Below are 25,943 nucleotides of genomic sequence, written 5' to 3'. Positions count from 1 at the left end.
GCTCCTAACTTTCATAGATGCTTTGAAATAAAAAGTATCAATCGAGAAAGGCTTGATCATTTTCATTTCATGTATAGGTTAAGGGCGAAGTGTTAGTACAACATCAACTAAATGAAAAGCTTCGGTAAAGGAATGCTCAATAATGTGTAAAAGGAGAGGCGTTTTGAAATCGTGGCGTTTCAAATGGAAATTGTGATACAGAGGTGTATATGTTTACAACATTCCCACAATCTTCTATTATTAGGCTAGCTTAGTATATCGTGATAGCAAATAGAGGAGGCTAGAAAATATGGGGAGCCGGAAAAAGATATCCCGAGTTTTTAGACTGGTCATTGCATTGACGCTGTGCTTGATGATCTGGCCTGTAGGAAATCATGTAAGTGCGGATCAATCCATGAGATATGTAATCGAGACATGGGGAAATAGTGTGGATGGCGCTGTTATTGCTCCGCCGGCTATTGGAGCTGATGGTACGACTTATATATTAACCGGCAAAGGAAAATTATACGCCTTCAACCAATTAGGAAAAGAGCGCTGGCGGGCAGAGGTAGCTCCAGCACGAGCGGATTGGGTACGTCAAACTGGTCAAGTTACAGTTGGCAGGGATGGTGTAATCTATGTTGGGTCAGGCGGTAATTTATATGCTTTCAACAATGACGGCACACAGAAATGGATGTATGAAACGCATTTAGACGGATTCAGTAAAATTGTTGTTCAACATAATGGGTTAATTTATGTGAGTGAGTCTCTTAGTTTGTTAGGTTTCCGTCCTGATGGAACGAAGGCACTGGAGCGTACAGGTATAACTGATGTAATGATGTATTCTGGTTCTGCTGAAGATATAGTTTATACCTTTACATCGGATAATACATCGGAAATTATCGGTATAAAGAAGGAAAACAACAACATGCTGACTTTTAAAAGCGCATATCATGTTGAGCAATTAAATCCGTCTGGGACGGCAGCATGGAAGTTCAAGGTTGATAAGCGAAAATATGGAGAACCGCAATTTGATCCAAATGGGAACTTGATTTTGTTTACAGTGGATGCAACTTCAGAGGAGCTCGCCACTAGTTTCGGGATAGGCATTGCCAACAAACCAACTGAAGCGATTGTAATAAGCAGCGGTTCAATTAAACATAAGTATGAGCTTGATGGAGCTGTAGAGGCGCCGATATTATTTGATGATCAGCAAAATGCTTACTTTGTAACCAAAAATAATAATATTGCCAAGTATGATGCTCAAGGAAAGCAGCTTTGGAAGCTAAGTATCAGCAATGAAGCGAATGTGCTGGAGTATGGTAGAAGTCTTAGCTTGCAACGTGACGGCACGCTTCTTTTTTTCAGTGTAACATACAAGCATAGCACTAGCAGCAATGGCGTTGCAGGCATACAGCCCTATCAAAACAAGTTAGTTTCAGTTGATAAGGATGGCCAGCTTCTGTCTGCTCCTTCTATTAAGTATGCTCCTCCTGCAATTTGGTTAGATGAAAATCTGTATTTATTTCAAGGCTTCGATCAAATTATTTTAACCGACCGTGAGGGCAAGCAGTGGACAGAATATGAGACAGGCTCTGAATATTATATGACTTATATCGATGAAAAACATATTTATATTGGCACCGATGCCGGGCTGGCGGCGATGCTGGAAATTACGAGCCCATTTTTTAATAATCAAGCGATTGGTATAACTTTCGGAAATATTCACACAACATTTGAGGTTGGAGGTGTCTATTTGCTTCCGGCGTCTATACGCTGGATAGATGATAAGGAACGAGAGAATCGAAAGCCAATCCTCTATGAAAGCAGCGATAAGAGTGTTGCTTATTTCGCTAATGAAGAGCTGCATGCCGTCAGCCCTGGAGAAGCAACATTGACAGCCAAGTACAATAATTTGCAAACTAGAATTAATATAAAAGTGGTGGACACCTCATCCAAGCCGCTTTCTGATTCCTACCATGCATCGCTGCAAAAACAATGGGAAACAGAGTTAATCGCTACAGATGATACATCATATGAACGCTACTGGAATCCGATCATAGCCGCTGATGGAACGGTATATGTTCATAGCTCTGAAGGCAAGCTTGCTGCTTATGATCAAGCCGGAACACTCAAATGGAAGCATGATTTGGAGCAGTTCATGACAGCAAAGCCCGTTTTAGGCCCCGACGGGAAGCTTTATTGGGGGACAAATAAGAGAAAGCTCGCTGTATACGAAACGGATACTGGAAAAAACGAGCTGATTGAATCCTTCGGTACAGAGAAGAAAAGTACATTGCTTGGCTGGGATGCGAACGGAAACAGATACGCAGGCTTTACGTCGAATAGTCATATAAAAAGCGGGAATACCAGCTATGCGCAGTCAGATTTGAAGGCAGTAGACAAACAGGGAAATTCTATGTGGGCGATTCAGCTTGACGGTGAGCTTGTTCATTATGAGCCTTTATTTAATAAGCAGGAGGATACCCTTTTCGTTATTGCAATAAAGCATAAGCCAGTTGATGAAAATGAAAGCATGACTTTCGGTGTGCGAACTCATTATGTTGGCACTATGTATGCCATTAATGCTGGTAATGGCGAAATACGCTGGAAATATGAATTAGATCCTACCACTTATATATACAACAAGCCAATTGTACAAAAGGATGGCAGCATAACTACGATAAGCTATGATGGTACGATAACCGTCCTCGATTCAGATGGGAAGCTGAAATGGAAGAAGCTTACGAAGGTAAAAACAGGTGCGAATCCGCTAGTAAAAGATGATAGGCTGGTTTTTATTACTACTAATCCTTTTATAGACCTGACCTCGGATGAAGAGCATCGGATCGATTTTATGCTAATTGACCTTACTCTGCAATTTGTCAACGAACAAGATTCGGAATGGCTTTTGACGATGAAGGACATTTTTTCTAACGCAAAAAGTTACATTGCAGCCTATAACCTTGAACGCGAGAAGAAATGGCAGCTTACAGTAGACGGGAAAAATGTTTATGCAAGCAACATAACCGATGATTACAAAGTGGCTGCTATTAGCGAGAATCAACGATTAACTTTCTACAAAGTTAATGTTGTGCATTCTCCAATCGAACAAGCAGTTCATAACCCGTTTTCCGATATGAAAGAACATTGGGCGGAGCAGCAAGTCAGTCAGCTGGCTGCCACCGGGGTCATCAGCGGTTTTCCAGACGGCACTTTTAGACCTGGAGCAGAAGTAACGAGAGAGCAGTATTTGGCTATGCTTGTGAAAAAGCTGGGAATACCAGCCAAAGCCCGTGCACTGGCCTTTGACGATGTTTCAGCTGCACGCTGGTCAAGAGCAAGTATTGAAACAGCTGCTGCATTAGGCTGGATCGACAGCGATGAAGCTTCATTTAAACCAAATCAGCCTATAACGCGGGAGGAAGCCGCAGTGTGGACAGCCAGAGCGCTTGCGCTTACGGAGCAAGAAGATGCTTTAGCGGAAGTTGAGGATAGGCTGGCTATTCAGAGCCATTATCGCGGATTAATAGGAGCGATCATCGCAAAAGAAATTATAATGGGATACGAAGATGGCAGCTTTAAACCGAAAAGAACGTTGTCGAGAGCAGAAGCTGCTGTTATTTTGAATCGTTTGGAAAACAAAAATTGAAGGAAAGCTGCAAAAACCTCGGCAGAAATGTTCTGCCGAGGTTTTTGTTTAAAATATAAGAAAGTATAAGTTAGCGGCCGCCAACTGCAGCCTCCATTTCATCTACCGTAACCTGCTCCAATGCTTCTATCTTGGGAAGCTGTGCACACACTTACTTGAAGTGATGTAGGATTTTTTCTAATCAGCTGAGAGCGGCGTTATGCCCTCAATCGTCTCGCAGTCTATTATGGAAGCAAATCAATCGCGGATTGAGGCACATAAGTTTTTTTACCGTTAAATACGACTACGCCATCGAGCTGAATGTGCTTGTTATTAAGAATCGCTACACTTTTGTATACGGGCAGCTCAAGTGTATCGTTTCCTTTGGTAACAACGACAATTGGATTGTTTACATCCTCATTATTCCAAACTACTTGGCGCCTTTTTGTTCAAATGCTTCGCGTGCCAACACAAATAGTTTTTTATTGTTTAACTTGCCGGCAATGCCTTCGCCAGTCAACTTTGCTTTTTTAAGCGGGTCTATGAAATAGGATAATGGAAGTTTATCGTAATTACGAGACGTATCAATATTGCCAATTGTAATTCCTCCGTTGCCATGATCAGTGACGGACACAACAGCAGTATCCTGATGCTTCTTAGCATAATTCAATGCAACAGCGACAGCATCGTCGAATGCCGCTACGTCGCTAATTATTCCAATTGGATCGTTAGCATGTGCAGCCCAGTCAATTTTTGAGCCTTCTACCATAAGGAAAAATCCGTTATCGTTGCGTGAAAGCACATCAATCGCCTTTGATGTCATTTCTGCCAGGCTTGGCTGCTTGGTAGGATCGCGATCCATTTCATAATCCAGGGAGGTTGGCGCAAAGAGGCCCCAAAGCTTATCATTAGTTGAAGCGCGCATCGCCTCTGGTGTCGTTACATAATCGTAACCGCGAGATTTTAATACTTGAATTAAATCTTCCTTGTCTTTACGGACATCAGGCTGCAAATATTGGTATCCAGCACCAAGTACAACGTCGAGGTCTGCATAAACTTGCTGCTCACTCAATGCATCATAGTTGCTTCGGTCAGGGTAATGTGCCGTAAAATCAGCTGGTGTCGCATGCATAAATTCCGAAGTTGCAATTATACCTGTTGATTTGCCTGCTAATCTTGCTGCCTCTAGCACGGAAGCAACCGGCTTGCGCTTATCTTCATCGGCAATCTTGCCAAGTCCGGGCATTGTATTTTCGTCTGGCAGCACGCCGACGAATCCAGTATGGCTTTTGTAGCCCGTTGCGAGCGCAGTGCCGCCAGGTGCAGAGTCAGCGATCGGCGCATCAGCGGAATAGGTTCTCACTAAGCCGGAAGCCATTTCGTCAAGTGCCAGCGGTGCTCCTCCTTGATACCAGCGAGTCAAAGTTGTCGCTCCCACACTCATGCCGTCAGGAATTAAAATAATGACGTTTTTGACTTGACTCGTTGTTTCCTCTGCAGCAGAAACAGAAGGAATCGTCAATCCTGCTGTCAGTACAAGTGCTGAAAGCAATAGTACAGCTCTTTTACTAAACTTAGAAATTCGCAGCATCTTTGAATCAACCTCCATTATTTGATTTCAATGGAAGTGTACAGCTTCAATGTTATCGAATTATAAGGAAATTATTGTGTTTTGGTAAATATCACACTTGAATATTTATAAAATGACTTTCCCTCTGCTCGCGTTCGGGGTGAATCAGATCGCTTGGCGATGGAGGAAGCTTATCTGGACCAATTCCGACCGCAGACTTTCCCCGTTTTTCCATTTCAATTTTCTTTTGAATGAGCTGTTGAATTTGAAGATCGATCATATTAACTTCTATTCTAATGACTTTAATTTTTTCTTCTTTATCTTTGGGCGGGTCCTCGCCGCTAAGGATATCGGTTATTTTTTGGAAAAGAATTGTTTTCCGCTTCATCAGCATTTGAATTTGCTTGTCTATTGACCCGCCCTGCCCGCTCGAAAAGCCCCCGCCCATTGGAGCTGCAGCTGATATGTTCATGTAAACAGCCTCCTTAAAAACTATTGCAGATTTCCCATTTATTATATATATCGGATATGAACTGTATAGATTGAATAGAAAATAGGCGTTGTTTCAGCTTCGCAATCTTTTGATGAAGCCTTTCTTAATATTTTGCTGTACTATTTCACAAATTCGTACTTTTCAGTAAAAACCTGTACTTGATTTCGACCAGCTCTTTTGGCAGCATAAAGTGCTTCATCAGCTTTTTGAAGAAGTTGATAGATTGTTTCTTCCATAGCTCCTGTCGTTACGGATACTCCAAAACTGGAGGTAACGGATACAAATCGTTCATTTTCAACTAGAGGCTTCTGTTCAATGCATAATCTAAGGTGATTAGCGAAGTTTTCCCCTTCCACTAGTGTATAACCAGTTAAAGCGAGTACAAATTCTTCACCGCCATATCTAGCAAATAGCATATGTTCTCCCAGCTCAGCCTTACATATTTGAGCCACATGTACTAGTATTTGATCTCCGGTTTGATGCCCATACGTGTCGTTCACTTTTTTGAAAAAATCAATATCAAATAGAATAATCGTAAAAGATGACAAATTATCCTTTACTTTCATTAAGCTTTGCTCAGTTTGCTGGAAAAAGGCACGACGATTGTATATTTGCGTAAGCTCATCATAATAGGCTTGCTGCTCTAACTTTTGTTGTAATGTATGTAGCTCTGTTATATCCGTAAATATAATAAGTAAGCCAGACCTATTATTTGTTTGCGGAAGCATAGAAATGCGCAGTTGATAAATATAATCAGCTTGATGAATCTTAACACTCCATTTATCTGATATCGTATCTAATTGAACAGGAAATGATTGACCCGTTAACATATACCAAACTTGATCAAATGGCTGCCCTATCGTTGATCGATCCAATTCGCTAAACATATTTTTACAAGCTTGATTATATTCGATTAATTGATAGGTATCATTAAGCACAATAACACCATCATTCATATTATTAAAGATCGTTTCCTTCGCAATTGGCATAATTGATAGCATTCGAGAGGAAGTAATAGACCAAAGGTACATAGCAGAAGAAAACCAAATAACCATTGGTACAGGATCGATACCATCGGGTGTCACTCCTATGAATAATAAAAATGCAGTCACTACTGGAAGCAACTGACCGCAGATGAGGGCAAATAATTGAGGCCGATATACACTAACTGTTTCCTTCCAGCGTGAAAGCAGCAATAAGAACGCAGCGAACATACAGCTAAAAATGTAAATATTATGTACTACAAACCATACCCCATATGCAATCTCACTATATGGAGCCCCAAGCACCGGATGGATATCATATATTTTATAGTATAAATGATGGGATTCATTTGTAACATTGATGAGTAAAGTAAGACAAGGCATTATAAGTAAAGCGATTATTCTTTTTCTCGTTAATTTATAACCCAAATATTGCATGACAAACATTAATCCTAACGGAGGGAAAAATGGCATCCCTGCATATTGTACAATATTCCAAAATCTAAGTTGTTCTAACGAAGTCGATGTTAAGCTAAAGGCATAACCAAAGCAATAAATCATTGAAGTTAATGTATTCCACATGAACAGATTAGCGATATTTGTATAATAATGTCTTCTCAAATAAGTATAGACAAGCATAGATAAATTCAGAACAGCCGAAGTACAAACTAATGTTATATATGCCGCTAGCTTCGAATCCAATAGTTATACCCTCTTTCATATATGTGAATATAATGTAACATGATTGGCGTAAATTGTTAATGAATTCCTGGAACACGCTAAAATATGAACATATGCTTGATATAGCTTTCTACTAAACGCAGATGTTTGCAAGAGCATTCTAGAGAGTACATATATAGAAGCAAAAAATAAATTAGCCAAGCCCACAACTAGTCCGCATATTTGGCCAAGTCCCCTCATAAATATGTTATCAGTCAGTTAAATCATTATTTGCAGAGGGGATGATCGCATGCGTCGCATTGCATGGACCGCGGCTATCGTATTATGTTTCACACTAATATTATCTGCTTGCGGGAAGAAGGATGCCGAGTCCGTGGTTAAGGAGCTCGACAAATTTATCAGCAGTATGGAAAGCTATCAAGGCAGCGGGACGATGACATTGCATACAGGGCAGCAGCCACAAACGTATCAAGTGGAGGTATCCTATCAGAAGCCGCAAAATTACCGCATTAAACTAACGAATGAAGAAAAGAATGTTACACAAATCGTGCTCCGAAATGATGACGGTGTGTTCGTCCTGACACCAAAGCTTAACAAAGTGTTCCGTTTCCAAAGCGACTGGCCGCAAAATCAGGGACAAGTTTATTTGTATCAGACGCTGGTTCAAAGTATTCTTGTTGACGGCTCCAGACAATTCGAAGCTGGCGACAAAGAATATGTATTTGATGTAATGGCTAACTACAATAACGGTTCCTTCTCACGCCAAAAAATTTGGCTGAACAAATCAGACTTAAAGCCGCTGAAGGTAGAAGTAAGCGATACGAATGCCAATGTGCTGGTTGATGTGAAGTTTGCTTCCTTTGATTTCAATACGAACTTCGATAAGAGCGTATTTGAAACTGATGCCAATATGAGAGTGGATTCCTCCAATCAGGCAGGGGATACTCCTACAATGATGACGCCAGAGCAAATAACCGAGCATGAGCCGGCAGATTCCGAGGAAAATGGCGCAGAAGAAATGGATCCGCACGAGGACAGCATGACCGATGACGAAAAGACAGAGGAACAGCGCGGTGAAAAAACAGGCACGGAAGCTGAAAGCAAGGGCAATGAAAAAGGCAATGTGAAAGGCGCTGAGGAAAAGGGCGCTGAAAATAAAGGATCAGAAAAAGGCTCTGAAGGCAAAGGCAAGCCTACAGCATCTGCCAATGAAGTGATAACTGAACAAGGCTTTATCGCTATGGGGCCTAGTTATATTCCAACTGGCGTTATGTTTAAAGATTCTGTAGATATTGTGTTCGGCGGAAATGCAGGCATGATGACGAAGTATGAGGGCGTATACAACTACACGCTCATTCAAACGCAGCCTAAGGACGTAGCGGCTTCTCTAGTACCGGGAATCATGCTCGATCTTGGCTTTACAATCGGGGAACTTACTGCCGGAGACACGCTGCAAACCTTGACATGGACGTATGAAGGGCAGCAATTCCGCTTATCCAGCGCCGATTTGCCAGAATCTGAGATGATTAAAGTGGCACAATCCGTTCAAGGCATGATGGGGAAATGAACTGTTAAATATACCAATACGTACCAGTCGATTCTTGACTCCAATTGATTGACAGTAGCAGGTGTAACGTATAACATTATTTTGATATGCATTTGTACGGATCAGTAATGTTAACGCAAGATAAGGTGGGATCGACTTGGATACGTATTTTCGCCCGACTTGGGCAGAGATTTCATTGGATGCTCTTGAACATAATATTAACGCGATGCGTCAAGCTTTGCCGGCTAATAGCCGGCTGCTTGCGTCTGTAAAGGCAAACGCGTATGGTCATGGGGCTATCGAAATTGCTAGAGCTGCTGAGAGACTGGCTATGGACTATTTGGGAGTGGCATTTCTCGATGAGGCCTTGCAGCTTCGCAGGGCAGGAATCCATACCCCGATACTTGTGCTCGGCGCAGTACCGGCAGAAGGGCTTACGCTTGCCAGGGAGTATGGAATTACGATCAGCTTGTTCCGTGAGGATATTCGTCAGGCGGCTGCTGCCTTGCCGGAAGAAGCACAAGGTCGAAAGCTGAAGGTTCATATTAAAGCAGACACGGGTATGGGCAGGCTCGGCGTGCTTGGCTTTGAGGAAACGATAAGCTTCATTGAAGCATGCATCAATACGCCTCAGCTGTATGTAGAAGGTTTATTTACACATTATGCAAATGCTGATATAGCAAATAAAACGTATACGAAGCTGCAGTATGAACGTTTTGACCGGATTGCAAAGGAGATTGCTGAACGCGGCTGGAATTTGCCTTATATACATGCTGCCAACAGTGCAGCGGGAATGGATACGCCGGAGCTTGCTGGCAATATGGTACGTTTTGGCATAGGTATGTACGGACTGTACCCATCGATAGAAGTGAATCATACGGAAATTAAGCTTGAGCCGGTTATGTCCTTGAAGTCCAAAATTTCTTATGTGAAAAAAGCCCCAGCAGGCTGGGGCGTCAGCTATGGGACGCGGTATTTCACAAAGCAGGAAGAGATGGTCGGAACGATCCCGATTGGCTATGCCGACGGTTTTAGCAGAATGCTGACAGGCAAAGCCAATGTACTGGTGCGGGGAGTAAAATCACCTGTGCTGGGGACAATTTGCATGGATCAGTGCATGATCGGTTTGGATCAGGCTATAGCCGAGAGCGGGTTGCCAGTCAATGAAGATGAGGAAGTTGTAATTATTGGAAAACAAGGAAGCGAGCAGATTACGGTGGATGATGTTGCTGATCAGCTGGGAACGATAAATTATGAAGTAACATGCATGCTTGCGACGCGTGTTCCGCGAGTGTACGCAAAGGGAGAATCGATCGTTGCAATCGTAAATCCGCTGTCCTAGCGAGCTTCGACAAAAGCATTTTTTTTCCACTGTTTTATTTCCTATTTTGAAAAGGAATTTTAGCGTTTGATCTCGAATAGTAGTAGGTAGTCAATCTATCGGTGTCATATATGTATATTTACAGCATATCTGATATACGATCAACATAGATATGTTTAAGTATAGGTTCGCTGGAAATAAGTCATAATGTTAATAGGTCTTTATGGAAAAGTTTTGGAGGTGCGGGTTAGGTGGCCAATTTGCAAAGTACAAAAAGAATTATGATTAGTCTGCCCGATCATTTGTTAGAGGAGGTTGACGGAATCGTGGCAAAAGAAAATTCGAATCGCAGTGAGTTTATTCGCCAGGCAATGAAACTTTATTTGGTCGAGCGGAAAAAACGTCAAATTCGTGAATCGATGCAGCGCGGGTACATGGAAATGGCTAAAATCAACCTGAATATGGCCTCGGAAGCTTTTCTGGCGGAGGATGAAGCTGATCTTACTTTGGGTCGGCTTGTTAGCGGGGTGTAGAGTTTGATCGTAAAACGCGGAGATGTGTTTTTTGCCGACTTGTCGCCAGTGGTTGGTTCCGAGCAAGGCGGGGTCCGCCCTGTGCTTGTTATTCAGAACGATATAGGCAATCGATTTAGCCCAACTGTTATTGTAGCGGCTATTACTGCGCAAATTCAGAAAGCGAAACTGCCCACCCATGTGGAGATGAGTGCGACTACGCATGGCTTTGACAGGGATTCTGTCGTTCTCCTTGAACAAATAAGAACGATAGATAAGCAGCGCCTTACGGACAAAATTACACATTTGGATGATGAGACAATGCGTAAAGTAAATGACGCTTTGCTTATTAGCGTTGGATTGATTGACTTCTAACACACAACATAAATATTTAGGGATAGACAGTGCTGTGATGATTTGGTATTATTTGAATTATAAGGGTCCTTGTACAAGTGATTTTATACTCTTATAATGATTGATTTTATATATGGGCATATAGCGAAGAACGCGAACAGCGAAGCCGGGCAAACGGCTGCTGTGAGCGTTCTTTTTTTGTGCTCAAGAAAGGGGTTGTGATATGGGCAAGGGAAGAAGCTTGGTTATCAGTATGATTGCAGTCGTCGTATCGGCGGCGCTCGTGTACGGCTTGTATCATTTGCAGCTTAACAAGCTGGCAGAGCAGAAGCAGATCGGAGTCGTTGTCGCAAAACGTTTTTTAGCGGCAGGAGAAATGATAACAGGTGCTGATGTGGAGCTCCGATATTTGCCGCAGGCTGCGTATAGCGGCGAGATGCTGCAGGATATACAGGCTGCTGTCGGTTTGGAAACGCTGGTGCCGATCGGGCAGCAGGAGCCGATCGTAGGCTGGCGGCTTAATTATCATCATCTGCAGCCGCGCAAGAGCGAATCAACCTTCCAGATTCCTAAGGAATACATACGCTCCATATCCAATGGCATTCGGGCAGGCGACCGGGTAATTATCTATGTATCCGGCGATGAAGTGTCGCGCAGATTGTTTGAACAGACTGTTATTGTCGCTTCAGTGAAAAGCTCGGGCAATGTCGAGGTCGACAGCATGGAGCAATCGCATTTGATGTCATTGGCTGAAAGCAATCAGGAGCGCATGTATGCAGCCAGGCGCGATGCCAATGCCATGATCGAATACTTGAATTTGAATTTAACGGAGCAGCAGTGGCTGGAGCTGGATGAGCTTTGTAAGGATGGCACTGCCAAGCTGATCGTTGCCTACAGTCCGGAATCGTTTAGCATGCTGCAAAGTGAAGCAGGTAAAGGAGCTGATATGCAATGAGCGAAGCTGCGCCATTAATAGCCTTTATTGGCACCACTCCCAATATAGGAACGACAGTGGCGGCATTTGCCGCTGCGTATCGTATTGCAGAGCAGAGCAAGCTGCCAGTTGCTTATCTTTGCCTGCATTTAAAGAGCTCCAAGCTGCACCGTTATTTAGGATTAGACGAGCCAGAGCAGACGCTTGACAAGCTGCAGCCGGAATTAAGGGCGTTCAGTTTAACGTCAAGAAAGCTTCAGCAATCTATGTATAAGGTACAAAAGCTCCCGCAGCTATCTATATTATTCGGCAATTTGAACCGGGATCAGGCTGAGTTTTATTTGCCGCAGCATATTGAACATTTGCTCAGCGTGGCGCGTCAAACCTTTTCTGTCATTATTGTTGACGCAGGCGCTTACTGGGACAATGCCGCTACGATATGCGCGATGCGACAAGCAAGTACCAAGATTATCGCGACCACCTCGGCACTGTCTCATTTTCAAGAGGACGGGAAACGCTGGCTGATCGATATAGCACCGCTATATCAAGTAGCCCCTCATGAATATGAATGCTTGACGATAACTTATCCTTGGAAAAATGGAGGTTTTCAAATGAAGCAAGTGTATAAGGAAATGAACTTGTCGCCAATCGGACAATTTCAGCTTACCGAATCGATGTATTATCAACTGGATCGCGGACAGTATGAACAATGGCTGCAGAAGGACAAGCTTGGAAAGCTGGCGATGAACGGGAGCGCAAACAAAATCATGCAGCGCTACCGTCTGGATAAGCAGCCTGGCGTTATCCGCAATCAGCCTTGGTATCGACGTCTCATTATGCACCGGAACGGAGCCAGATCATCATGAAGGAGCAGCAGCCGCGATTTTCGCCGACAGGCTTTGCGGTTACTATGGAGCAGCATGCGCGTCAGCATGAGCTGGAAGCACAGCATGCATTATTAGATCAGGCCATTGCCGCAGCCGGACAGGAATTCGCCAAGCTTGCTGACGAAATAAGAGCTTTTTTGAGCGCGCCAAGAGGGCTGTCGGATGATGAAAGAAGAAGCTATGGGGAGGTGCTTAATCGAGCTGTATTGGGCTACCCCAAGGAAAGAAAGCAGGTTCTATCTATAATCGAGGACCGTCTGATTCGTCTGCGCATCCATACGATTTCGCATTATGAGCATCCGTATGATTCGCTGGCCGAAGCATTGTTTGCCGAGGTAGTTGGCTTAAACGTGCTTGAGCTAATTCTTGTCGGCAAGTCAGACCTAGAGGAAATCCAAGTCGTAGGCACACGAATTTATGAGGTGCGCAGAGGTGCTGCCAGGCTATCGCGCTTCTCATTCAGCCATATACGCGAGGTGGAACGCATACAGCAAAATCTCGTTCTTTATAATAATGACCGGATAAATCCCCGCAAGCGCTGGGCTGAGGTGATGCTGCGGGATGGCTCAAGAGTAACGATGACCGGGTTTGGATTCACCTCGCTGCCAACGCTGACTATCCGGTTTTATACGCTGGCCAGCTTTGGGCTTGATGTGCTGGCTTCACCTATTTACCGTACAGCTAATGAAACGGTTGTGCAGCTTTTAAGAGCTATCCTAAATGATCGGCTGAACCTGGTCATAATTGGGCCTACTAATTCCGGAAAAACTAACCTTATGAAAGCACTGATTGCGGAGCTGCCTGATGAGGAAAGGATAATTACGATTGAAGGCCGCTACGAGATGATGCTTAGCCGTGATTTTCCAAACAAAAATATTGTGGAATATGAAATTTCCGAGGATGATGCTGCTCATCACTCAGAACAGGCTTTCAAGCTGGCGCTGCGCCAATCGCCGCAGCGAATTATACATGCGGAAATACGCGATCAGGATGCCAATATTTATGTTCGCGCTTGTACGAGAGGGCATGCCGGCAGTATGACGACGGTGCACGCCAACACGCTGGAGGATGTCCCGGAAGCGATTGTCGATATGTGCATGCTTGACGGCAGGGCGATGAATCCAGAGCGGCTGGCCAAGCGTGTTACACAATTTGTCACTGAGATTGGTATTGAGATGAGCTGCATTAATCACCGCCGTATTATAACTCGCATAGGCGAGTTTGCGTGGCATGGCGGACAGGCAGTTGTCAATAATTTAGCCGTATACGATGCAGCTTCTGATTGCTGGCTGTTTCCTAACAAGCCTTTAAAGAGCGGATTATTTGCGGGAAGCGAGGCGGGGAAGCGGGATGAATAGCGTTTCTATTTTAGCTTTCATGGCATTATTGTTCGGCTTGCAATTTGTCCTGTGGCGACATTTGCTTTATGCGTGGCGGGATGAGCGCAGTCTGCAAAGCCGGCTTAGCTACACGCAGGCTAACCGCTGGAAGCGGCTGTTGCAGGAAGGTTCTGCAGACAAGGGAAAAGGCTGGACTATGCTTCGTGTCATCGAGCGGCATTTGACGCTATTGCTGGATACGCTGCAGCTGCGCGTGTCTGCAGCATCCGTGCTGCTGCTTAGCCTATTTTTGCTGCTGGGAGGAGTAGCCTTCGGAGGTTGTTTTTTTCAAACGCTGAAAGGAACGCTATTGTTCGGCGCAGCGCTCGGCAGTTTGCCTTATATGATGCTGCAAGCCTGGCTTGTGCATCGCAGGATGCAGGCGCAGCTGGACTTTTTGCCGGCGATTGAGCTGTTTTATCAATGCTATCTCGTAACAGGAGAGCGGCAGGTAAAAATCGCGCTGCAAAGAGCGATTGACGAGAAGCGGCTGCTGGGTCCGATGCAGGCTGTATTTGAACAGCTGTACCGCAATTTATCAATTCGTGAGGATGACCAGGAAAGCTTATCTATTTTCTCATCGGCGCTTGGCCATGTTTGGGCGGATCATTTTGCAGAAATTTTGCGCGTCGCTTTGACAGAAGGTGTGCAAATATCTGATTCCTTGCGCGAGCTGCTTGCTGATATGCGTAAAGCGAGGCGCTCGAATGAGCAGGAACGCAACCGCTTGCTTGAAATCAGGATCGCTAATTTTTCACCGCTTCTTTTTTTAGCTGTCTTTGTCGGCATCAATATTAGGTACAACAGCGCCAATGCTTACTACTATTATTTAGTCGATCCGGAAGGCAGAGATATGCTGCTTAACGCGCTCATACTGATTGTCTTGTCCTTCTTAATGGGCTTATGGCTTTCCCGCAAAAAACTATAGGAGGTATGTGATGTATCTATGGATGGACTCACTTGTTTATTTCAGCTCATGGATGCTGCAATTTATCATAATAGCGCTCGCTCTTTTTATTATTTTGCGCATTGCTGTACCGAAAAGGAAAAATCGCTGGACTCATTTAAGTCTGCTGATCTGGAAAAAACATGAAGCTCCGAAGAAGCTGCTGAAATTACTGCGGATTAGCCGCGATCAGCAAAGTTTTTCTGAGCGGGAGCTTTTGTTAAAGGGATGCGGATTTTCAGCGGATGCTGCTTGGTATTTTGTTGGGAAGCGTATTGCAGTTATCATGGCGGCCTTAACGATAGCTGTGATGCTTGTCATGCTTAAGCTGCATATAGCAATGCCAGCGTCGATGCCCCCGAGCATAATATTGGCAATGGCTGCAGCAGCATTATTGTTTTTAATGTACGATCAAAGCTGGCTGCGCTCCATTCGCAAAGTGCGAACGCTCCAAATAACGAAAGAAATATATATCGTCAGCAATCAATTGCTTTATTTATCCGATTCCCAGCTGCATATCCATGCAAAGTTGACGCGGACCGTTCCATTTACAAAAATGATTCGAGCTGATCTGGAGCAGATGCTTGCAGATTGGTATCATCATCCGCGGCTCGCTTTGCAGAGGCTGAAGGAACGTCTCGGCACTGACGAAGGAATGAGCTTTATTGAGACGATCGATGCGCTCAGGCAGCACGAAAGCAGCCATTACTACGAGCTGCTGAAGCAAAGAATATCAGATTATAAGGACAAGCTGGAGCTTGCCAAGGAGAGCAAAAAGGAATCAACCTCCTATTTATTGTTTGTTCTCGCAGGCATTCCGATATTGTATACCTTTCAAGTATTTATATATCCGTGGGTAAGAGAAGGACAGAAGCTTTTTATGACATTGCAGTAAATTAATAAGGGGGTGAGAGTATGCGCAATATTTTAATTACAGTAATGCTGCTGGTGGTCGTTGTAGTTTTGTTCAATTCTATTATTGCCAAGGATACGACAGGAACAAGAAGCCAAATTGAATCCCAAGGCAATGCAGCCAATACTCGTATTAGCCAGATGCTTCCATAATATTGAGGTGGTGTTGCAGAGATGAGGTCTTTATTAATTACACTGCTGCTTATTATTACGGCAATACTCATTTATGAAGGAGTTGCTGGCGGGGAGAATGGCATGAATACGCAGGTCAATCGTTCAGGAGGAGCCATGTCCCAGCATATTCGGCAGCTCAGCCCATGAAGCAGCTGCTGGTGTTCATCTTATTTTCAGCGATGCTTTGCTGGCTTATGTTCTCGCCTATTTATAAGCATATTGTAATCGTCAGGCAGGCGGTGCTGCAGCAGGAGGTTGATTATTTGCTGGAGGTTGGGGCAAGCGGCGCCTATGGCTATATCAGTGCTGCTATGAAACAGCAGTCGCAAATGAGGCTAGCTCAATTCGGCCTGCAGCCGGACTTGCTTCAGTACGAGTTCAGTTCGACTACAGGGGCAGATCCGAATAATGCGGCAAGGCCTGTCCCTAGAGGCGCTGGCATTTCATTAACAATTAGCTATCCTTACGAGCAGCTATTTATGATTGACCGGCTGATTGGGATCGAGCCGATAGCTGCGGATGAAAGAATGAAAGCTTTTGGCATGAAAATGAGCGAGTATGTGCCTTATTAAGCGGCGAATTCAAAGTGCCGGTTTATAAGGCACTTCTCAAAGAAAATAATAAGCGCGGATTGGTGGTGATAGACTTGTATAAGCTTGTACTTATTTTGACGATGCTGACCGTTTGGCTGACCGTGCATATGCTGCAGATTGAGCAGGAAATGTCGATGAAAACTTTATTTTTGGCGAAGCAGGCTATCAATCGATCCGCGCATGCCGCTGCGCAGCAGCTTAATATGGAGGCGCTCGGCAAAGGCATATTGCGTATTGACGAAGGGCAGGCGGAGGAAGCTGCCTGGCTGTATTTGCAAACAAATTTAAGGCTTGATCGCAGCGGAATGCCGCTGCAGCATTCCTTTCTGCGCCACCAGGCTAAAGTGCTGGTATTCGAAGTGATTAATGATCATTACAGCTTTCCTTATTCCTATCACAATGCAGCATATGACTACAGTGTGCAGCTTTATCGTCCGGGAGTCGTAATGATTGTAGAAATTGAATATCCGCGTGCATTTCAATTAATGGAGCCGATCATATGGCAAATTAAAGGAACAGCAGAGCTTACCCTGCTAAATCATTTGACTTGATAAACAAATATTGCTGTAATAGAAGGGAGGATTTTATTGGAGGAGAATTAGAATGCTTCGTGAGCTTACTAAACAACTGCACCCTGATTATTTCAAGGTGTATCGTATTTCTCAGTTTATTAGCAATGGGATATTATTATTAGCTATTATCGCATATGCGATAGCTGCTCAGCTGAAGGACTGGACGATGGTTCCGGTATGGATCGCTGTAGCCGTATTCGTATTGTCGGTAGCAGTATTTGGGTGGATTGCTCCTGCCATTAAGAAAAAAGTATTCCGATATGAGCTTTTCGAAGAAGAGCTCGAAATTAAATCAGGCATAATTTTTATTAGCAATGTGCTTGTTCCGATGGTAAAAGTACAGCATGTTGAGCTTGAAAGCGGCCCTTTAATGCGCAAGTACAGCTTGGCCAGTGTAGAGGTTGTAACAGCAGCGACTACGCATAAAATAAGCGGCCTCAAGCTGCAGGAGGCGGAAGCTCTGAAGCGAAGAATCGGCATACTTGCGCGGGTTGAGGAGCAGGAGGAATAGTATGCAGAACGAGGAACGCAATAATAAGGCTGAAAGCGGCGGCGGTTCGGAGCAAAGACATATGCTGCATCCGCTTTATATCATTTATATCATTTTTCAAATCATTCAATCTTTTTTGCCGCTTATTATTTTACTGATCATTCGAGATACGAAGTGGCTGAAGCTGTCACCTTTGACGATTGCGATTGGCGCAGTGCTGGTTGTCTTTGCTCTCGCGATGAGCTATATGGAATGGAAGCGGTTCGGCTACTGGCTGCAGGAAGACCGCATTATCATTCGAAAAGGAATTTTCTTTCGAGATGAGAAGACGATCTATTATTCGCGCATTCACTCTGTCAATGTGCAGCAAAAGCTGATTCATCGCCTTCTTGGACTAGCGCAGGTTGCGATTGAAACACCGGGCGGAGGCAAGAAGGGCGACGGCTCCTTGCCGGCATTATCGCTGCGGGCGGCAAATGATATTTCCGCTATGCTGCGCTCCCGAAAACAGTCGATGCAGAAAAAGCAGGAGCTCGAAGCAGGTCATGTTAATGAGCGAAGCGATGACGAGCTGCTAATGAACGAAGCGCCAGAACGACGTTATGTCGAGCATCAGGACGTGAATGTGCCTGTTGTAGAAATGGATACCTATGCAGAAGAAACAAAGGAGAAACAGTCAGTTTCCGGGACAGATTTTTCTTCCAACATTGTCTCGTCTGCACACAGTGATGATGCCAGTGTGAAGCTTACCCCTGTGCAGCTTATGCAAGCAGCGGCTTCATCTTTGAATTTTGGGCTGGCGCTTGCTTTCATTGCAGGTATTTATTCCTTTGCCAACAATGTAATTGAGCTGATGTTGCCTGCGGAGTCCGTCGATGAAGTATTGGAATCTTCCGGCGCCGGCGTATTTCGATACGGGATGATCGTAATTACAACGATCATTTTATTGCTGCTAGTAGCAGTATGGCTTTTGTCCATCGCACTTTATGTACTGAAATACAGCGGCTTTACGATAAATAAACAAGCTGGTCAGCTGTATATATCTTACGGCCTTTTGGAGAAAAAAACGTTTCTTATCAATCCGAAAAAGGTTCAGGCTGTCATTATGAAGGAAAGCCTGCTGAGGCAGCCATTCGGCTTTTGTGAGCTGCAGCTGCAAATTGTGAGTACGGATAAGCAAGAGCAGTTGACGCTGCATCCTTATATTCACCGTTCCAAGGTAGCGCTTATGCTGAAGCAGTTTGTTCCGCAGCTGTCTATGCCAGCAGGGGAAAGCCTGTTAAAAGCGCCTCGCCGAGCTTTAATTAATTATATTCGCGTTCCGCTTATATTGACTTTGGCCGTCAATATTGGATTGATTACGGTGTTTAAATGGTATGGAGCCTGGTCCTTGCTGCTGCTGCCTATTGTATATATTTGGAGGCTGGCATGCCATAAATCGGCAGGCTTATTGCTTGAGGAGGGCCAGCTTACGTTTCGCTGGAGGGTAATTAACAGGGTGACCTGCAGTATACGCAGACCGCAAATTATGGCGATGAAAACGATTGGAACAGCCGGACAAAGACGCAAAAAGCTTATTTCTTTATCTGCCAATGCAATGGGCAGCTCATTTGCCTACCATGTAAAATGTATGGACGAGCAGCATGTTCAGCCGATTTGGCGCTGGTACAGCAGATCCAATCCGGCGCAGCATTAATAGAAACTCCCCTGATTGTACATAGCTACGATTAGGGGAGTTTTGTTAAGTTATAACTCAATTTTCGGTGCGACCAAGCCCAGGTTGTGAAGTTTAGCGGGTGGAAATCCTGCTTGGAAAGGCTAAAAACAAGTCACCAATAGCGAGTCTTGGACGGTTGGAAGTAATTTCAGACGTTAAGCGTAGACAGTTAGGTAGTAGGCCTGAAAGTGATTGAGCCTCGAAAAGAGTAAAGCGGAGAGGTCGACGTTTTCGAAAGTACGGAAGACAACACTCATTCAGGCGTTAAAGGTAAGGATGAATGAGCTCTCCCGGGGTTGAAGAGCCAGGCATGCTATACAATGACTTCACAGCAACTTGGGAGAGCCTGTCCGTTCTCCCACAAGGGAGTATGACAAACAACCGATCACAAGGGAGAATGTCAAATGATGGACAGGGAGTCGGATCACTGCGTACTACCGATGAAACCGAGTAATGTCGGCGAAGGGAAGGCGGTGACATATCATCGATCTTGTTATGGGCACATTTTCTACACACAGGGGTAGGTACAAAAGTGCAAACAAAACTATCAAGAATAGCAGAGATTGCAGAAGAAAAGCCAAAAGAGAAATTCACATTGCTATATCACCTCTTGAATGAGGAACTGCTGACGAAATGCCATAGGGAATTAGATGGTCACAAAGCAACAGGTGTCGATCGAGTCACATGACAAATTTAATCTCTTTCTAAAACGTAATCCTTTACCCGAACCCAAAATTTATGTGAATATCTATAGCTGATCATTGCAACCTTGCAAATGATGATATGGGAGCCGTATGCCTTAATTGGGCACGTAAGGATCTAAGAGGGGCGTGAGCCGTGAGGCTCACGTCTACTCGACCAGAGCGAAAATCGGCATCAATAACTGCCAAAGTTGCCCTAACGGTTGCCAATAATGCTATTTCGATTATTTTAGCTCATTTGAGCATTTAACGGTTGCTACGAGCGCTATTGTACCATTTCTTGAGCAAAATCAGTGCTTTTTGGGAAATTAAGCGCAATAGCAACCGTTAAAAAATTCAAGCTGTCATTTTTGCACGAATAGCGTTTGTGGCAACCCTTAGAGGTTCATCATTGCTTGGTCTGCGATGCAGTAAGTTCGAATCGGCGATCGCATTAACAGTAACAGATTGCTAATCTTACCAGTTACATCAAGACTAACCTGCCAAATATAAGCGGCGAAAGTTAAATTATTTGAAATTCAGATTATTTTATAATTTTATTAATACGTTTGAACGAAACGGCGAACTTATTCGTCTTACTGATAAGAGCTACTTAAGAAGGGAGCAGGCCTGCCCCATGCAAGAGGAAATGTTTGTCAAACAAGCGGAAAATGAAGAGTCGCTTGTCAAACAAGCGAAGAAAGGCAATAGCGCCTCTCTCGCCGAGCTATTGCGGCAAAACTATAGCTTTCTTTATCATTATGCACTGAAAATTACGATGGATAAAAACAGGGCAGAGGATATTGCGCAGGATACGGTTGTAAAAGCAATTGAAAAACTTGCTTCTTTCAACGGCAGCGCAAAGTTCTCCACTTGGCTGATTACGATTGCCTCCCGGCTGATGATAGATCGGGCCCGCAAGGAGGCCAGGGAGCAACAGTGGTTGAAGGAAGAGAAAATGTATCATGCGATTCGTTATGACACCTTGCGTGCTATGCAGGATTGGCCTGATGTTTTAGAGGCTGCTTGCTTGCTGCCTGAGCATGTCAGAATGCCGGTGCTGCTCAAATACTATTATCAGTACACGCAGCAGGAAATAGCAGCAATATTGGATATTCCTGAAGGCACAGTCAAATCGCGAATACACTATGGCATTTCTCAGTTAAGGAAGGAGCTGACTATGGATGAACAATCGAGTAAATCGAACTGAAAAGCAGCAAAAAACGTTGGATAGCCAATCCAAGGACATCAGTCCAAAGGAAGAAGAAATGCTGCATTTTCATAAAAATAGGACAGCGGATGCCGATTCATCGGAGCAGGAAATTACAGAGCAGCTGGTGGAGCAATTCAAACGGTTTGAGGAAGCTCACACGATTAAAGTGCCAGAGCTTCAAGCATTTGAGCAATTTGTAGCGAGCAGCAAAAGCGAAATAGCGAAAAGGCAAAAGCGTGATCTTTTTAAATTTTGGCTGGCGGCTCTGCCGCTGCTTAGCATGATGCTGTGGATGCTGGGTGAACATACCGTCTGGTTTATTGGCATACAAATAGCAGCAGCTGCAGCCGGCATAACGGGTGCGGTAATTATGGCAGTACGCTCAGGCCGTGTTTTTACAGAGAGGAAACAGGCGAGATGGAACAAGAACTAGCTAATTCAATATGGTTTTGGTTATGTGTAGCCGCAGTGCTGATTACGCAATCGACCTGGCTGTTTATTGATGCTCGCAAGCATGGCAGCAATTATTGGTTTTGGGGATTGTGGGGGCTTATTCAGTCGCCTATTCCTTTAATCGTTTATTGGATTGTTGTACGTAAAGAATGGTTCAGGAGGAGAAATGGCAATGGAAAGTATTAATGATCTGAATATTTCAGCTTGGCTGCCGCTTATACTTCCGCTTATTGTTCTTCAGCTTATTCTAATGATTAGCGCATTGGTGGTATGCGTCCGCAGTGAAGCGACGAATGGCCCGAAATGGGTATGGGTGCTGATTATTATATGTGGCAATTTAATCGGATCAATTATATTTTTTATTTTCGGCAGGAAAAATGGAGGTTAAACGATGCTTGAGGTTACAGGTTTGACGAAGGCGTTTGGAAGCTTTCAAGCAGTCAAAGGAATCAACTTTTCGATTGAAAAAGGACGCTGTACAGCGCTGCTAGGTCCAAACGGGGCCGGAAAAACGACTACTTTGCGAATGCTGACGGGGCTGCTGGAGCCTAGCGGAGGCTCAATTGCATATCGTGAAGGCAAACAGGTTACCGCTACTAGACCTGAGGATTACCGCCAGCTGATCGGATATTTGCCGCAAATGCCGAGCTTCTACAATTGGATGAACGGAATGGAGTATGTTGTGTACGCTGGCAGGCTATGCGGGCTTTCGACGGCAGAGGCGAAGAAGAAGGCTGGGCTGCTGCTGAAAAGAGTGGGGCTGGAGCAGGCGGCAAAACGAAAAATCGGCGGATACTCAGGAGGCATGCGGCAGCGGCTTGGTCTTGCTCAGGCGCTTGTGCATGAGCCGAGGCTGCTCGTTATGGATGAGCCTGTCTCAGCGCTTGACCCAATCGGCAGGCGCGAGGTGCTGTCTTTGCTGCAGGAGCTAAAAAGTGAAATGACGATATTGTTCTCCACGCATGTACTTCATGATGCGGAGGAGCTTTGCGATGATATTATAATAATTCGTGAGGGCGAGGTGGCACTTTCGGGCTCGCTGCAGCAAGTCCAGCAGCAGCACCGCCAGCCGATTATAGAGGTGCGTCTGGAGGGAGAAGGCTCTGAAGGCAAGCAGAAGCTTGAATCATGGCTTCGCGCTGCCGAAGCTGCTGTAAGCTCTGTTTCAGGAAAACCTTTGTTTGATAATATTGAAAAGCAGGAGCGGTTAATTTTGTTTACTGCACAGCAGCTTGACGAGGGAAGGCAATGGCTTATGGAGCACTTAACCCGCAATCAGCTGAAAATCAGCAAGCTTGAAGTCGGCCATTCATCGCTTGAGCAATTATTTATGAGGGTGGTGAGCGAGCGATGAGCACGGTGCAATTGAACAGAACAAAAGGGCTTGCTCGCTGGACGGCTATGCTGCAAAAGGAATTGCTGGAGCAGGTTCGCAGCTTTAAGCTTGTGTGGGTACCGCTGGTATTTATGGTGCTTGGCATTATGCAGCCATTATCAACCTATTATATGCCTCTTATATTAGAGAAGGCGGGCAATTTGCCGACTGGCACAGTAATCGATATTCCTATGCCAAGTGCGGTTGAGGTGCTGGCTTCTACTTTACAGCAATACGGCACGATTGGCGTGCTTGTCATTGCGCTGGTCGGAATGGGTGCTGTTTCCGCTGAGCGCAATAGCGGCATTGCTTCTTTAATATTGGTTAAGCCAATCCCCGCCTGGTTCTTTATTTCATCCAAATGGGCAGCCAATACGATTTTGGCATGGGTTGCGCTGTTGTTAGGGTATGGAGCAGCCTATTATTATACAATCGTTTTATTTGGTGAAGTAAAGCTCGTGTTATTTTTAAATAGTTATCTTGTTTATGGGACTTGGCTTACGCTTATTGTCACTTTAACCATATTGTTCAGTACGCTGCTTAGAAGCGGCGCAGGCGCAGCTTTTTCTGCTATTGGTGTCATTCTTGTTCTTTCACTGTCAGCCTCGCTGCTGCCTAAATATATGAAGTGGAGCCCAGGCGCTTTAAGCGGGTATGCTTATCAGACGGTAATGGACAGCATAGCGGCGCCGATGATGGTTTTTTGGTCGCTGGCTTCTACTGTAGCGGTTATTGCTGCAGCATTATTTGCGGCTTCCTATTATTTAAAATCAAGTACGGCTGTCGATCATTAATCATAATTGGTGACCAAAGGGCATAAATAGGCTAAAATAGACTAAAGTACCCTTTGAGGAAGTGATAAGTGATGAAGCTGATCGTAGAACAGCAAGCTGCAAGATGGTATAAGCAGGAAATGGATCTAAGCGAAGGTGACAGCTTACGCATCTTTGTCCGACTAGGAGGGTGCGGCAGCGTACATCCCGGCTTATCGCTCGGGATTGCAAAGGAAGAGCCACGCAGTCCAGGACTGGTGGCGAATGTGGAAGGCATACAGTTCTTCCTGGAGGAAGACAATGTATGGTATGTAGAGGATAAGGACCTGCATATCAGCTTTAATGAGCAGTATGAGGAAATCATTATGAAGGTCGTTTAACGCAGTGTAGATAATAAGCATCAGGGAGCGTGTTGTTATTGGGATTGGCGCCGCTCGATGCTGTGAAGTTTTAAAAGCTTAAAAGCCCCGTTCCGACCGGAATGGGGCTTTGTTGTACGCTTGTGAGGATGGAGAAGTGGGAGAGTCTTCCTATGAAGGTCATTTTAAGTTTGATATATACCCAAAATTTGGCGTACAGCAGCAGCCCTCCACCCAAACTTGATCGCAGCGCCACCCTTTCGATGTTGCTTCATCCCCAATGAATCAGCAATCTTCCTAGCTGGTCAGACGTTCCGCTATTGCGTCTAAAATCGCAGTTTTGAGGCAGCAAAGTGACAGACGTTCCGTTATTGGACAATAAATCGCAGAAAAAGCCCTGTTTAAAACTGTATAGCGGAATGGGTGTCCGCGAAAATAAAAAAATGGCAGTTTTAAGGTAAATAACGGAATATGTGACCATTTCGCTCATTGCGGACAACAGCAGCCCTCCGCTCAAACTTGACCGCAGCAGAATCCCTTTTAAATTGCTTGATTTACACGCCTGAGTAGGCCATGAAGCCGCCATCGACAGGGATGGTCGTTCCGGTAACGAAGCCTGAAGCGGTATCATCGACGAGCCATAGCAAGGCGCCAAGTAAATCTTCAGGCTTGCCGAAGCGTCTCATCGGTGTATGAGAGATGATTTTGCCTGAACGTTCGGTAAGCGAGCCGTCTTCGTTAACTAGCAGCTTATGATTTTGTTCTGTCAGGAAGAAGCCGGGAGCGATGGCGTTGACGCGAATGCCTGATTCGGCCATGTGAACGGCCAGCCATTGCGTAAAGTTGTTGATCGCGGCCTTGGCTGCGCTGTAAGCCGGCACCTTGGTCATAGGAGAAGGAGCGCTCATGGATGAAATATTAATAATGACCGGGCTCTGGCGATCCAGCATTTGCTCCGCAAAAATTTGCGAAGGAATCAAAGTGCCGATAAAGTTCAAATCGAGCACCTGGCGGAAGCCATCAATGCTTAAATTGAAAAAGGTCGTTATATTGTTTTTGCCTGTATCTTCCGGCCTATAAATTTCATTTGTTGTATTAGCGCTTGGATGATTGCCGCCTGCGCCGTTAATAAGAATATCACATGCGCCAAGCTGCTCTTGTACCAGCTTGGCAGCCGCTTTCACGCTATCTGCGCTGGTAACATCGCAAGGCACGGCAATGGCGGTGCCTCCTGCTGCGCGAATTTCTTCAGCAACGGCTTCTGTTTTGGAAGGCGTACGGCCCAGAATGGCAAGCTTCGCCCCTTGTCTGGCAAGCTCCAATGCCATGACACGGCACAGCACGCCAGAGCCGCCGGTAACGACAGCCACTTTTCCTTGCAGGGATTCATGTACAGGTTGTTGTTTAGCAGTCATC

26 protein-coding genes and 1 pseudogene are annotated in these 25,943 nt (G+C 44.9%); 23 read left to right on the top strand and 4 right to left on the bottom strand.

Annotated elements, in window-relative coordinates; translation table 11 throughout:
• Nucleotides 1–289: 289 nt before the first annotated feature.
• Nucleotides 290–3,631, top strand: a complete 3,342-nt coding sequence (locus V1L65_RS18245; RefSeq protein ID WP_331700657.1) for an outer membrane protein assembly factor BamB family protein — start codon at nt 290–292, stop codon at nt 3,629–3,631.
• A 224-nt stretch (nt 3,632–3,855) separates the two neighbouring features.
• Here V1L65_RS18245 and V1L65_RS18240 read toward each other — a convergent pair.
• The 3 genes and pseudogenes from V1L65_RS18240 to V1L65_RS18230 all read right to left on the bottom strand — a co-directional run bounded on the left by V1L65_RS18240 (nt 3,856) and on the right by V1L65_RS18230 (nt 7,358).
• Nucleotides 3,856–5,201: pseudogene (locus V1L65_RS18240) on the bottom strand (alkaline phosphatase).
• Between the two features lie 91 nt (nt 5,202–5,292).
• A complete protein-coding gene (locus V1L65_RS18235; protein ID WP_331700656.1) occupies nt 5,293–5,652 on the bottom strand; it encodes a hypothetical protein in 360 nt (119 codons plus the stop codon).
• A 140-nt stretch (nt 5,653–5,792) separates the two neighbouring features.
• Nucleotides 5,793–7,358 (bottom strand): histidine kinase N-terminal 7TM domain-containing diguanylate cyclase, encoded by a 1,566-nt coding sequence (locus tag V1L65_RS18230; protein WP_331700655.1) that lies wholly within the window; start codon nt 7,356–7,358, stop codon nt 5,793–5,795.
• Between the two features lie 268 nt (nt 7,359–7,626).
• Here V1L65_RS18230 and V1L65_RS18225 point away from each other — a divergent pair, with 268 nt between their 5' ends.
• The 22 genes from V1L65_RS18225 to V1L65_RS18120 all read left to right on the top strand — a co-directional run bounded on the left by V1L65_RS18225 (nt 7,627) and on the right by V1L65_RS18120 (nt 24,548).
• Nucleotides 7,627–8,904: a DUF4367 domain-containing protein gene (locus tag V1L65_RS18225; protein ID WP_331700654.1), complete on the top strand. Its 1,278-nt coding sequence runs from the start codon at nt 7,627–7,629 to the stop codon at nt 8,902–8,904.
• Between the two features lie 136 nt (nt 8,905–9,040).
• Nucleotides 9,041–10,225, top strand: a complete 1,185-nt coding sequence (alr, locus tag V1L65_RS18220; protein ID WP_331700653.1) for an alanine racemase — start codon at nt 9,041–9,043, stop codon at nt 10,223–10,225.
• A gap of 230 nt (nt 10,226–10,455) precedes the next feature.
• A complete protein-coding gene (locus V1L65_RS18215) occupies nt 10,456–10,737 on the top strand; it encodes a CopG family ribbon-helix-helix protein (protein ID WP_331700652.1) in 282 nt (93 codons plus the stop codon).
• 3 nt (nt 10,738–10,740) lie between these two features.
• Complete coding sequence (locus tag V1L65_RS18210) at nt 10,741–11,091, top strand: type II toxin-antitoxin system PemK/MazF family toxin (protein WP_331700651.1); 351 nt, start codon at nt 10,741–10,743, stop codon at nt 11,089–11,091.
• A gap of 202 nt (nt 11,092–11,293) precedes the next feature.
• The gene (locus tag V1L65_RS18205) at nt 11,294–12,025 is read left to right on the top strand and encodes an SAF domain-containing protein (protein WP_331700650.1); all 732 of its coding nucleotides are present in this window, start codon (nt 11,294–11,296) and stop codon (nt 12,023–12,025) included.
• The gene (locus V1L65_RS18200; RefSeq protein ID WP_331700649.1) at nt 12,022–12,870 is read left to right on the top strand and encodes a hypothetical protein; all 849 of its coding nucleotides are present in this window, start codon (nt 12,022–12,024) and stop codon (nt 12,868–12,870) included. Before V1L65_RS18205 ends, V1L65_RS18200 begins: the two co-directional genes overlap by 4 nt.
• Entirely contained in the window at nt 12,867–14,249 is a 1,383-nt protein-coding gene (locus V1L65_RS18195; RefSeq protein WP_331700648.1) for an ATPase, T2SS/T4P/T4SS family, read from the top strand. The genes V1L65_RS18200 and V1L65_RS18195 overlap by 4 nt, the downstream gene beginning before the upstream one ends.
• Nucleotides 14,242–15,198: a type II secretion system F family protein gene (locus V1L65_RS18190; protein WP_331700647.1), complete on the top strand. Its 957-nt coding sequence runs from the start codon at nt 14,242–14,244 to the stop codon at nt 15,196–15,198. Before V1L65_RS18195 ends, V1L65_RS18190 begins: the two co-directional genes overlap by 8 nt.
• A 10-nt stretch (nt 15,199–15,208) precedes the next feature.
• The gene (locus V1L65_RS18185; RefSeq protein WP_331700646.1) at nt 15,209–16,111 is read left to right on the top strand and encodes a hypothetical protein; all 903 of its coding nucleotides are present in this window, start codon (nt 15,209–15,211) and stop codon (nt 16,109–16,111) included.
• A gap of 20 nt (nt 16,112–16,131) precedes the next feature.
• A complete protein-coding gene (locus V1L65_RS18180) occupies nt 16,132–16,281 on the top strand; it encodes a hypothetical protein (RefSeq protein ID WP_331700645.1) in 150 nt (49 codons plus the stop codon).
• A gap of 21 nt (nt 16,282–16,302) precedes the next feature.
• Complete coding sequence (locus tag V1L65_RS18175) at nt 16,303–16,449, top strand: hypothetical protein (protein WP_331700644.1); 147 nt, start codon at nt 16,303–16,305, stop codon at nt 16,447–16,449.
• Complete coding sequence (locus V1L65_RS18170) at nt 16,446–16,874, top strand: hypothetical protein (protein WP_331700643.1); 429 nt, start codon at nt 16,446–16,448, stop codon at nt 16,872–16,874. The genes V1L65_RS18175 and V1L65_RS18170 overlap by 4 nt, the downstream gene beginning before the upstream one ends.
• A gap of 74 nt (nt 16,875–16,948) precedes the next feature.
• Nucleotides 16,949–17,446 (top strand): hypothetical protein, encoded by a 498-nt coding sequence (locus V1L65_RS18165; RefSeq protein WP_331700642.1) that lies wholly within the window; start codon nt 16,949–16,951, stop codon nt 17,444–17,446.
• 52 nt (nt 17,447–17,498) lie between these two features.
• Complete coding sequence (locus V1L65_RS18160) at nt 17,499–17,978, top strand: PH domain-containing protein (RefSeq protein ID WP_331700641.1); 480 nt, start codon at nt 17,499–17,501, stop codon at nt 17,976–17,978.
• 1 nt (nt 17,979) lies between these two features.
• Nucleotides 17,980–19,653 carry a PH domain-containing protein gene (locus V1L65_RS18155; RefSeq protein WP_331700640.1) on the top strand — a complete coding sequence of 558 codons (1,674 nt, stop codon included), beginning with the start codon at nt 17,980–17,982 and terminating at the stop codon, nt 19,651–19,653.
• Nucleotides 19,654–20,991: 1,338 nt separating this feature from the next.
• A complete protein-coding gene (gene sigY / locus V1L65_RS18150) occupies nt 20,992–21,564 on the top strand; it encodes an RNA polymerase sigma factor SigY (protein ID WP_331700639.1) in 573 nt (190 codons plus the stop codon).
• Nucleotides 21,539–22,000, top strand: coding sequence for a DUF5345 family protein (locus tag V1L65_RS18145; RefSeq protein ID WP_331700638.1), 462 nt, complete (start codon nt 21,539–21,541; stop codon nt 21,998–22,000). Before sigY ends, V1L65_RS18145 begins: the two co-directional genes overlap by 26 nt.
• Complete coding sequence (locus V1L65_RS18140; RefSeq protein WP_331700637.1) at nt 21,985–22,206, top strand: sigmaY antisigma factor component; 222 nt, start codon at nt 21,985–21,987, stop codon at nt 22,204–22,206. Before V1L65_RS18145 ends, V1L65_RS18140 begins: the two co-directional genes overlap by 16 nt.
• Before the next feature lie 4 nt (nt 22,207–22,210).
• Nucleotides 22,211–22,408 (top strand): PLD nuclease N-terminal domain-containing protein, encoded by a 198-nt coding sequence (locus tag V1L65_RS18135; RefSeq protein ID WP_331700723.1) that lies wholly within the window; start codon nt 22,211–22,213, stop codon nt 22,406–22,408.
• Between the two features lie 3 nt (nt 22,409–22,411).
• Nucleotides 22,412–23,374 carry an ABC transporter ATP-binding protein gene (locus tag V1L65_RS18130; protein WP_331700636.1) on the top strand — a complete coding sequence of 321 codons (963 nt, stop codon included), beginning with the start codon at nt 22,412–22,414 and terminating at the stop codon, nt 23,372–23,374.
• Entirely contained in the window at nt 23,371–24,189 is an 819-nt protein-coding gene (locus V1L65_RS18125) for an ABC transporter permease (RefSeq protein WP_331700635.1), read from the top strand. Before V1L65_RS18130 ends, V1L65_RS18125 begins: the two co-directional genes overlap by 4 nt.
• 71 nt (nt 24,190–24,260) lie before the next feature.
• The gene (locus V1L65_RS18120; protein ID WP_331700634.1) at nt 24,261–24,548 is read left to right on the top strand and encodes a HesB/YadR/YfhF family protein; all 288 of its coding nucleotides are present in this window, start codon (nt 24,261–24,263) and stop codon (nt 24,546–24,548) included.
• A gap of 533 nt (nt 24,549–25,081) precedes the next feature.
• Here the strand turns inward: V1L65_RS18120 and V1L65_RS18115 are convergent.
• A complete protein-coding gene (locus tag V1L65_RS18115) occupies nt 25,082–25,942 on the bottom strand; it encodes an SDR family oxidoreductase (RefSeq protein WP_331700633.1) in 861 nt (286 codons plus the stop codon).
• Between the last annotated feature and the right edge of the window lies 1 nt (nt 25,943).

The sequence above is a fragment of the Paenibacillus sp. IITD108 genome, from assembly GCF_036541265.1.
Lineage (GTDB): Bacteria > Bacillota > Bacilli > Paenibacillales > Paenibacillaceae > Pristimantibacillus.
Note: the sequence above shows the minus strand (reverse complement) of the source record. Positions and strands in the feature narration are given on the sequence as shown.

Excerpts from the sequence above, each read along its gene's own strand:
- V1L65_RS18225 (WP_331700654.1), top strand. The coding sequence starts at position 7,627 with ATGCGTCGCATTGCATGGACCGCGGCTATCGTATTATGTTTCACACTA.
- V1L65_RS18175 (WP_331700644.1), top strand. The coding sequence starts at position 16,303 with ATGAGGTCTTTATTAATTACACTGCTGCTTATTATTACGGCAATACTC.
- V1L65_RS18130 (WP_331700636.1), top strand. The coding sequence starts at position 22,412 with ATGCTTGAGGTTACAGGTTTGACGAAGGCGTTTGGAAGCTTTCAAGCA.
- V1L65_RS18195 (WP_331700648.1), top strand. The coding sequence starts at position 12,867 with ATGAAGGAGCAGCAGCCGCGATTTTCGCCGACAGGCTTTGCGGTTACT.
- V1L65_RS18155 (WP_331700640.1), top strand. The coding sequence starts at position 17,980 with ATGCAGAACGAGGAACGCAATAATAAGGCTGAAAGCGGCGGCGGTTCG.
- V1L65_RS18140 (WP_331700637.1), top strand. The coding sequence starts at position 21,985 with ATGGAACAAGAACTAGCTAATTCAATATGGTTTTGGTTATGTGTAGCC.
- V1L65_RS18205 (WP_331700650.1), top strand. The coding sequence starts at position 11,294 with ATGGGCAAGGGAAGAAGCTTGGTTATCAGTATGATTGCAGTCGTCGTA.
- V1L65_RS18170 (WP_331700643.1), top strand. The coding sequence starts at position 16,446 with ATGAAGCAGCTGCTGGTGTTCATCTTATTTTCAGCGATGCTTTGCTGG.
- V1L65_RS18125 (WP_331700635.1), top strand. The coding sequence starts at position 23,371 with ATGAGCACGGTGCAATTGAACAGAACAAAAGGGCTTGCTCGCTGGACG.
- V1L65_RS18190 (WP_331700647.1), top strand. The coding sequence starts at position 14,242 with ATGAATAGCGTTTCTATTTTAGCTTTCATGGCATTATTGTTCGGCTTG.
- V1L65_RS18115 (WP_331700633.1), bottom strand. The coding sequence starts at position 25,942 with ATGACTGCTAAACAACAACCTGTACATGAATCCCTGCAAGGAAAAGTG.
- V1L65_RS18160 (WP_331700641.1), top strand. The coding sequence starts at position 17,499 with ATGCTTCGTGAGCTTACTAAACAACTGCACCCTGATTATTTCAAGGTG.
- V1L65_RS18145 (WP_331700638.1), top strand. The coding sequence starts at position 21,539 with ATGAACAATCGAGTAAATCGAACTGAAAAGCAGCAAAAAACGTTGGAT.
- V1L65_RS18245 (WP_331700657.1), top strand. The coding sequence starts at position 290 with ATGGGGAGCCGGAAAAAGATATCCCGAGTTTTTAGACTGGTCATTGCA.
- sigY (WP_331700639.1), top strand. The coding sequence starts at position 20,992 with ATGCAAGAGGAAATGTTTGTCAAACAAGCGGAAAATGAAGAGTCGCTT.
- V1L65_RS18185 (WP_331700646.1), top strand. The coding sequence starts at position 15,209 with ATGTATCTATGGATGGACTCACTTGTTTATTTCAGCTCATGGATGCTG.
- V1L65_RS18200 (WP_331700649.1), top strand. The coding sequence starts at position 12,022 with ATGAGCGAAGCTGCGCCATTAATAGCCTTTATTGGCACCACTCCCAAT.
- V1L65_RS18235 (WP_331700656.1), bottom strand. The coding sequence starts at position 5,652 with ATGAACATATCAGCTGCAGCTCCAATGGGCGGGGGCTTTTCGAGCGGG.
- V1L65_RS18120 (WP_331700634.1), top strand. The coding sequence starts at position 24,261 with ATGAAGCTGATCGTAGAACAGCAAGCTGCAAGATGGTATAAGCAGGAA.
- V1L65_RS18180 (WP_331700645.1), top strand. The coding sequence starts at position 16,132 with ATGCGCAATATTTTAATTACAGTAATGCTGCTGGTGGTCGTTGTAGTT.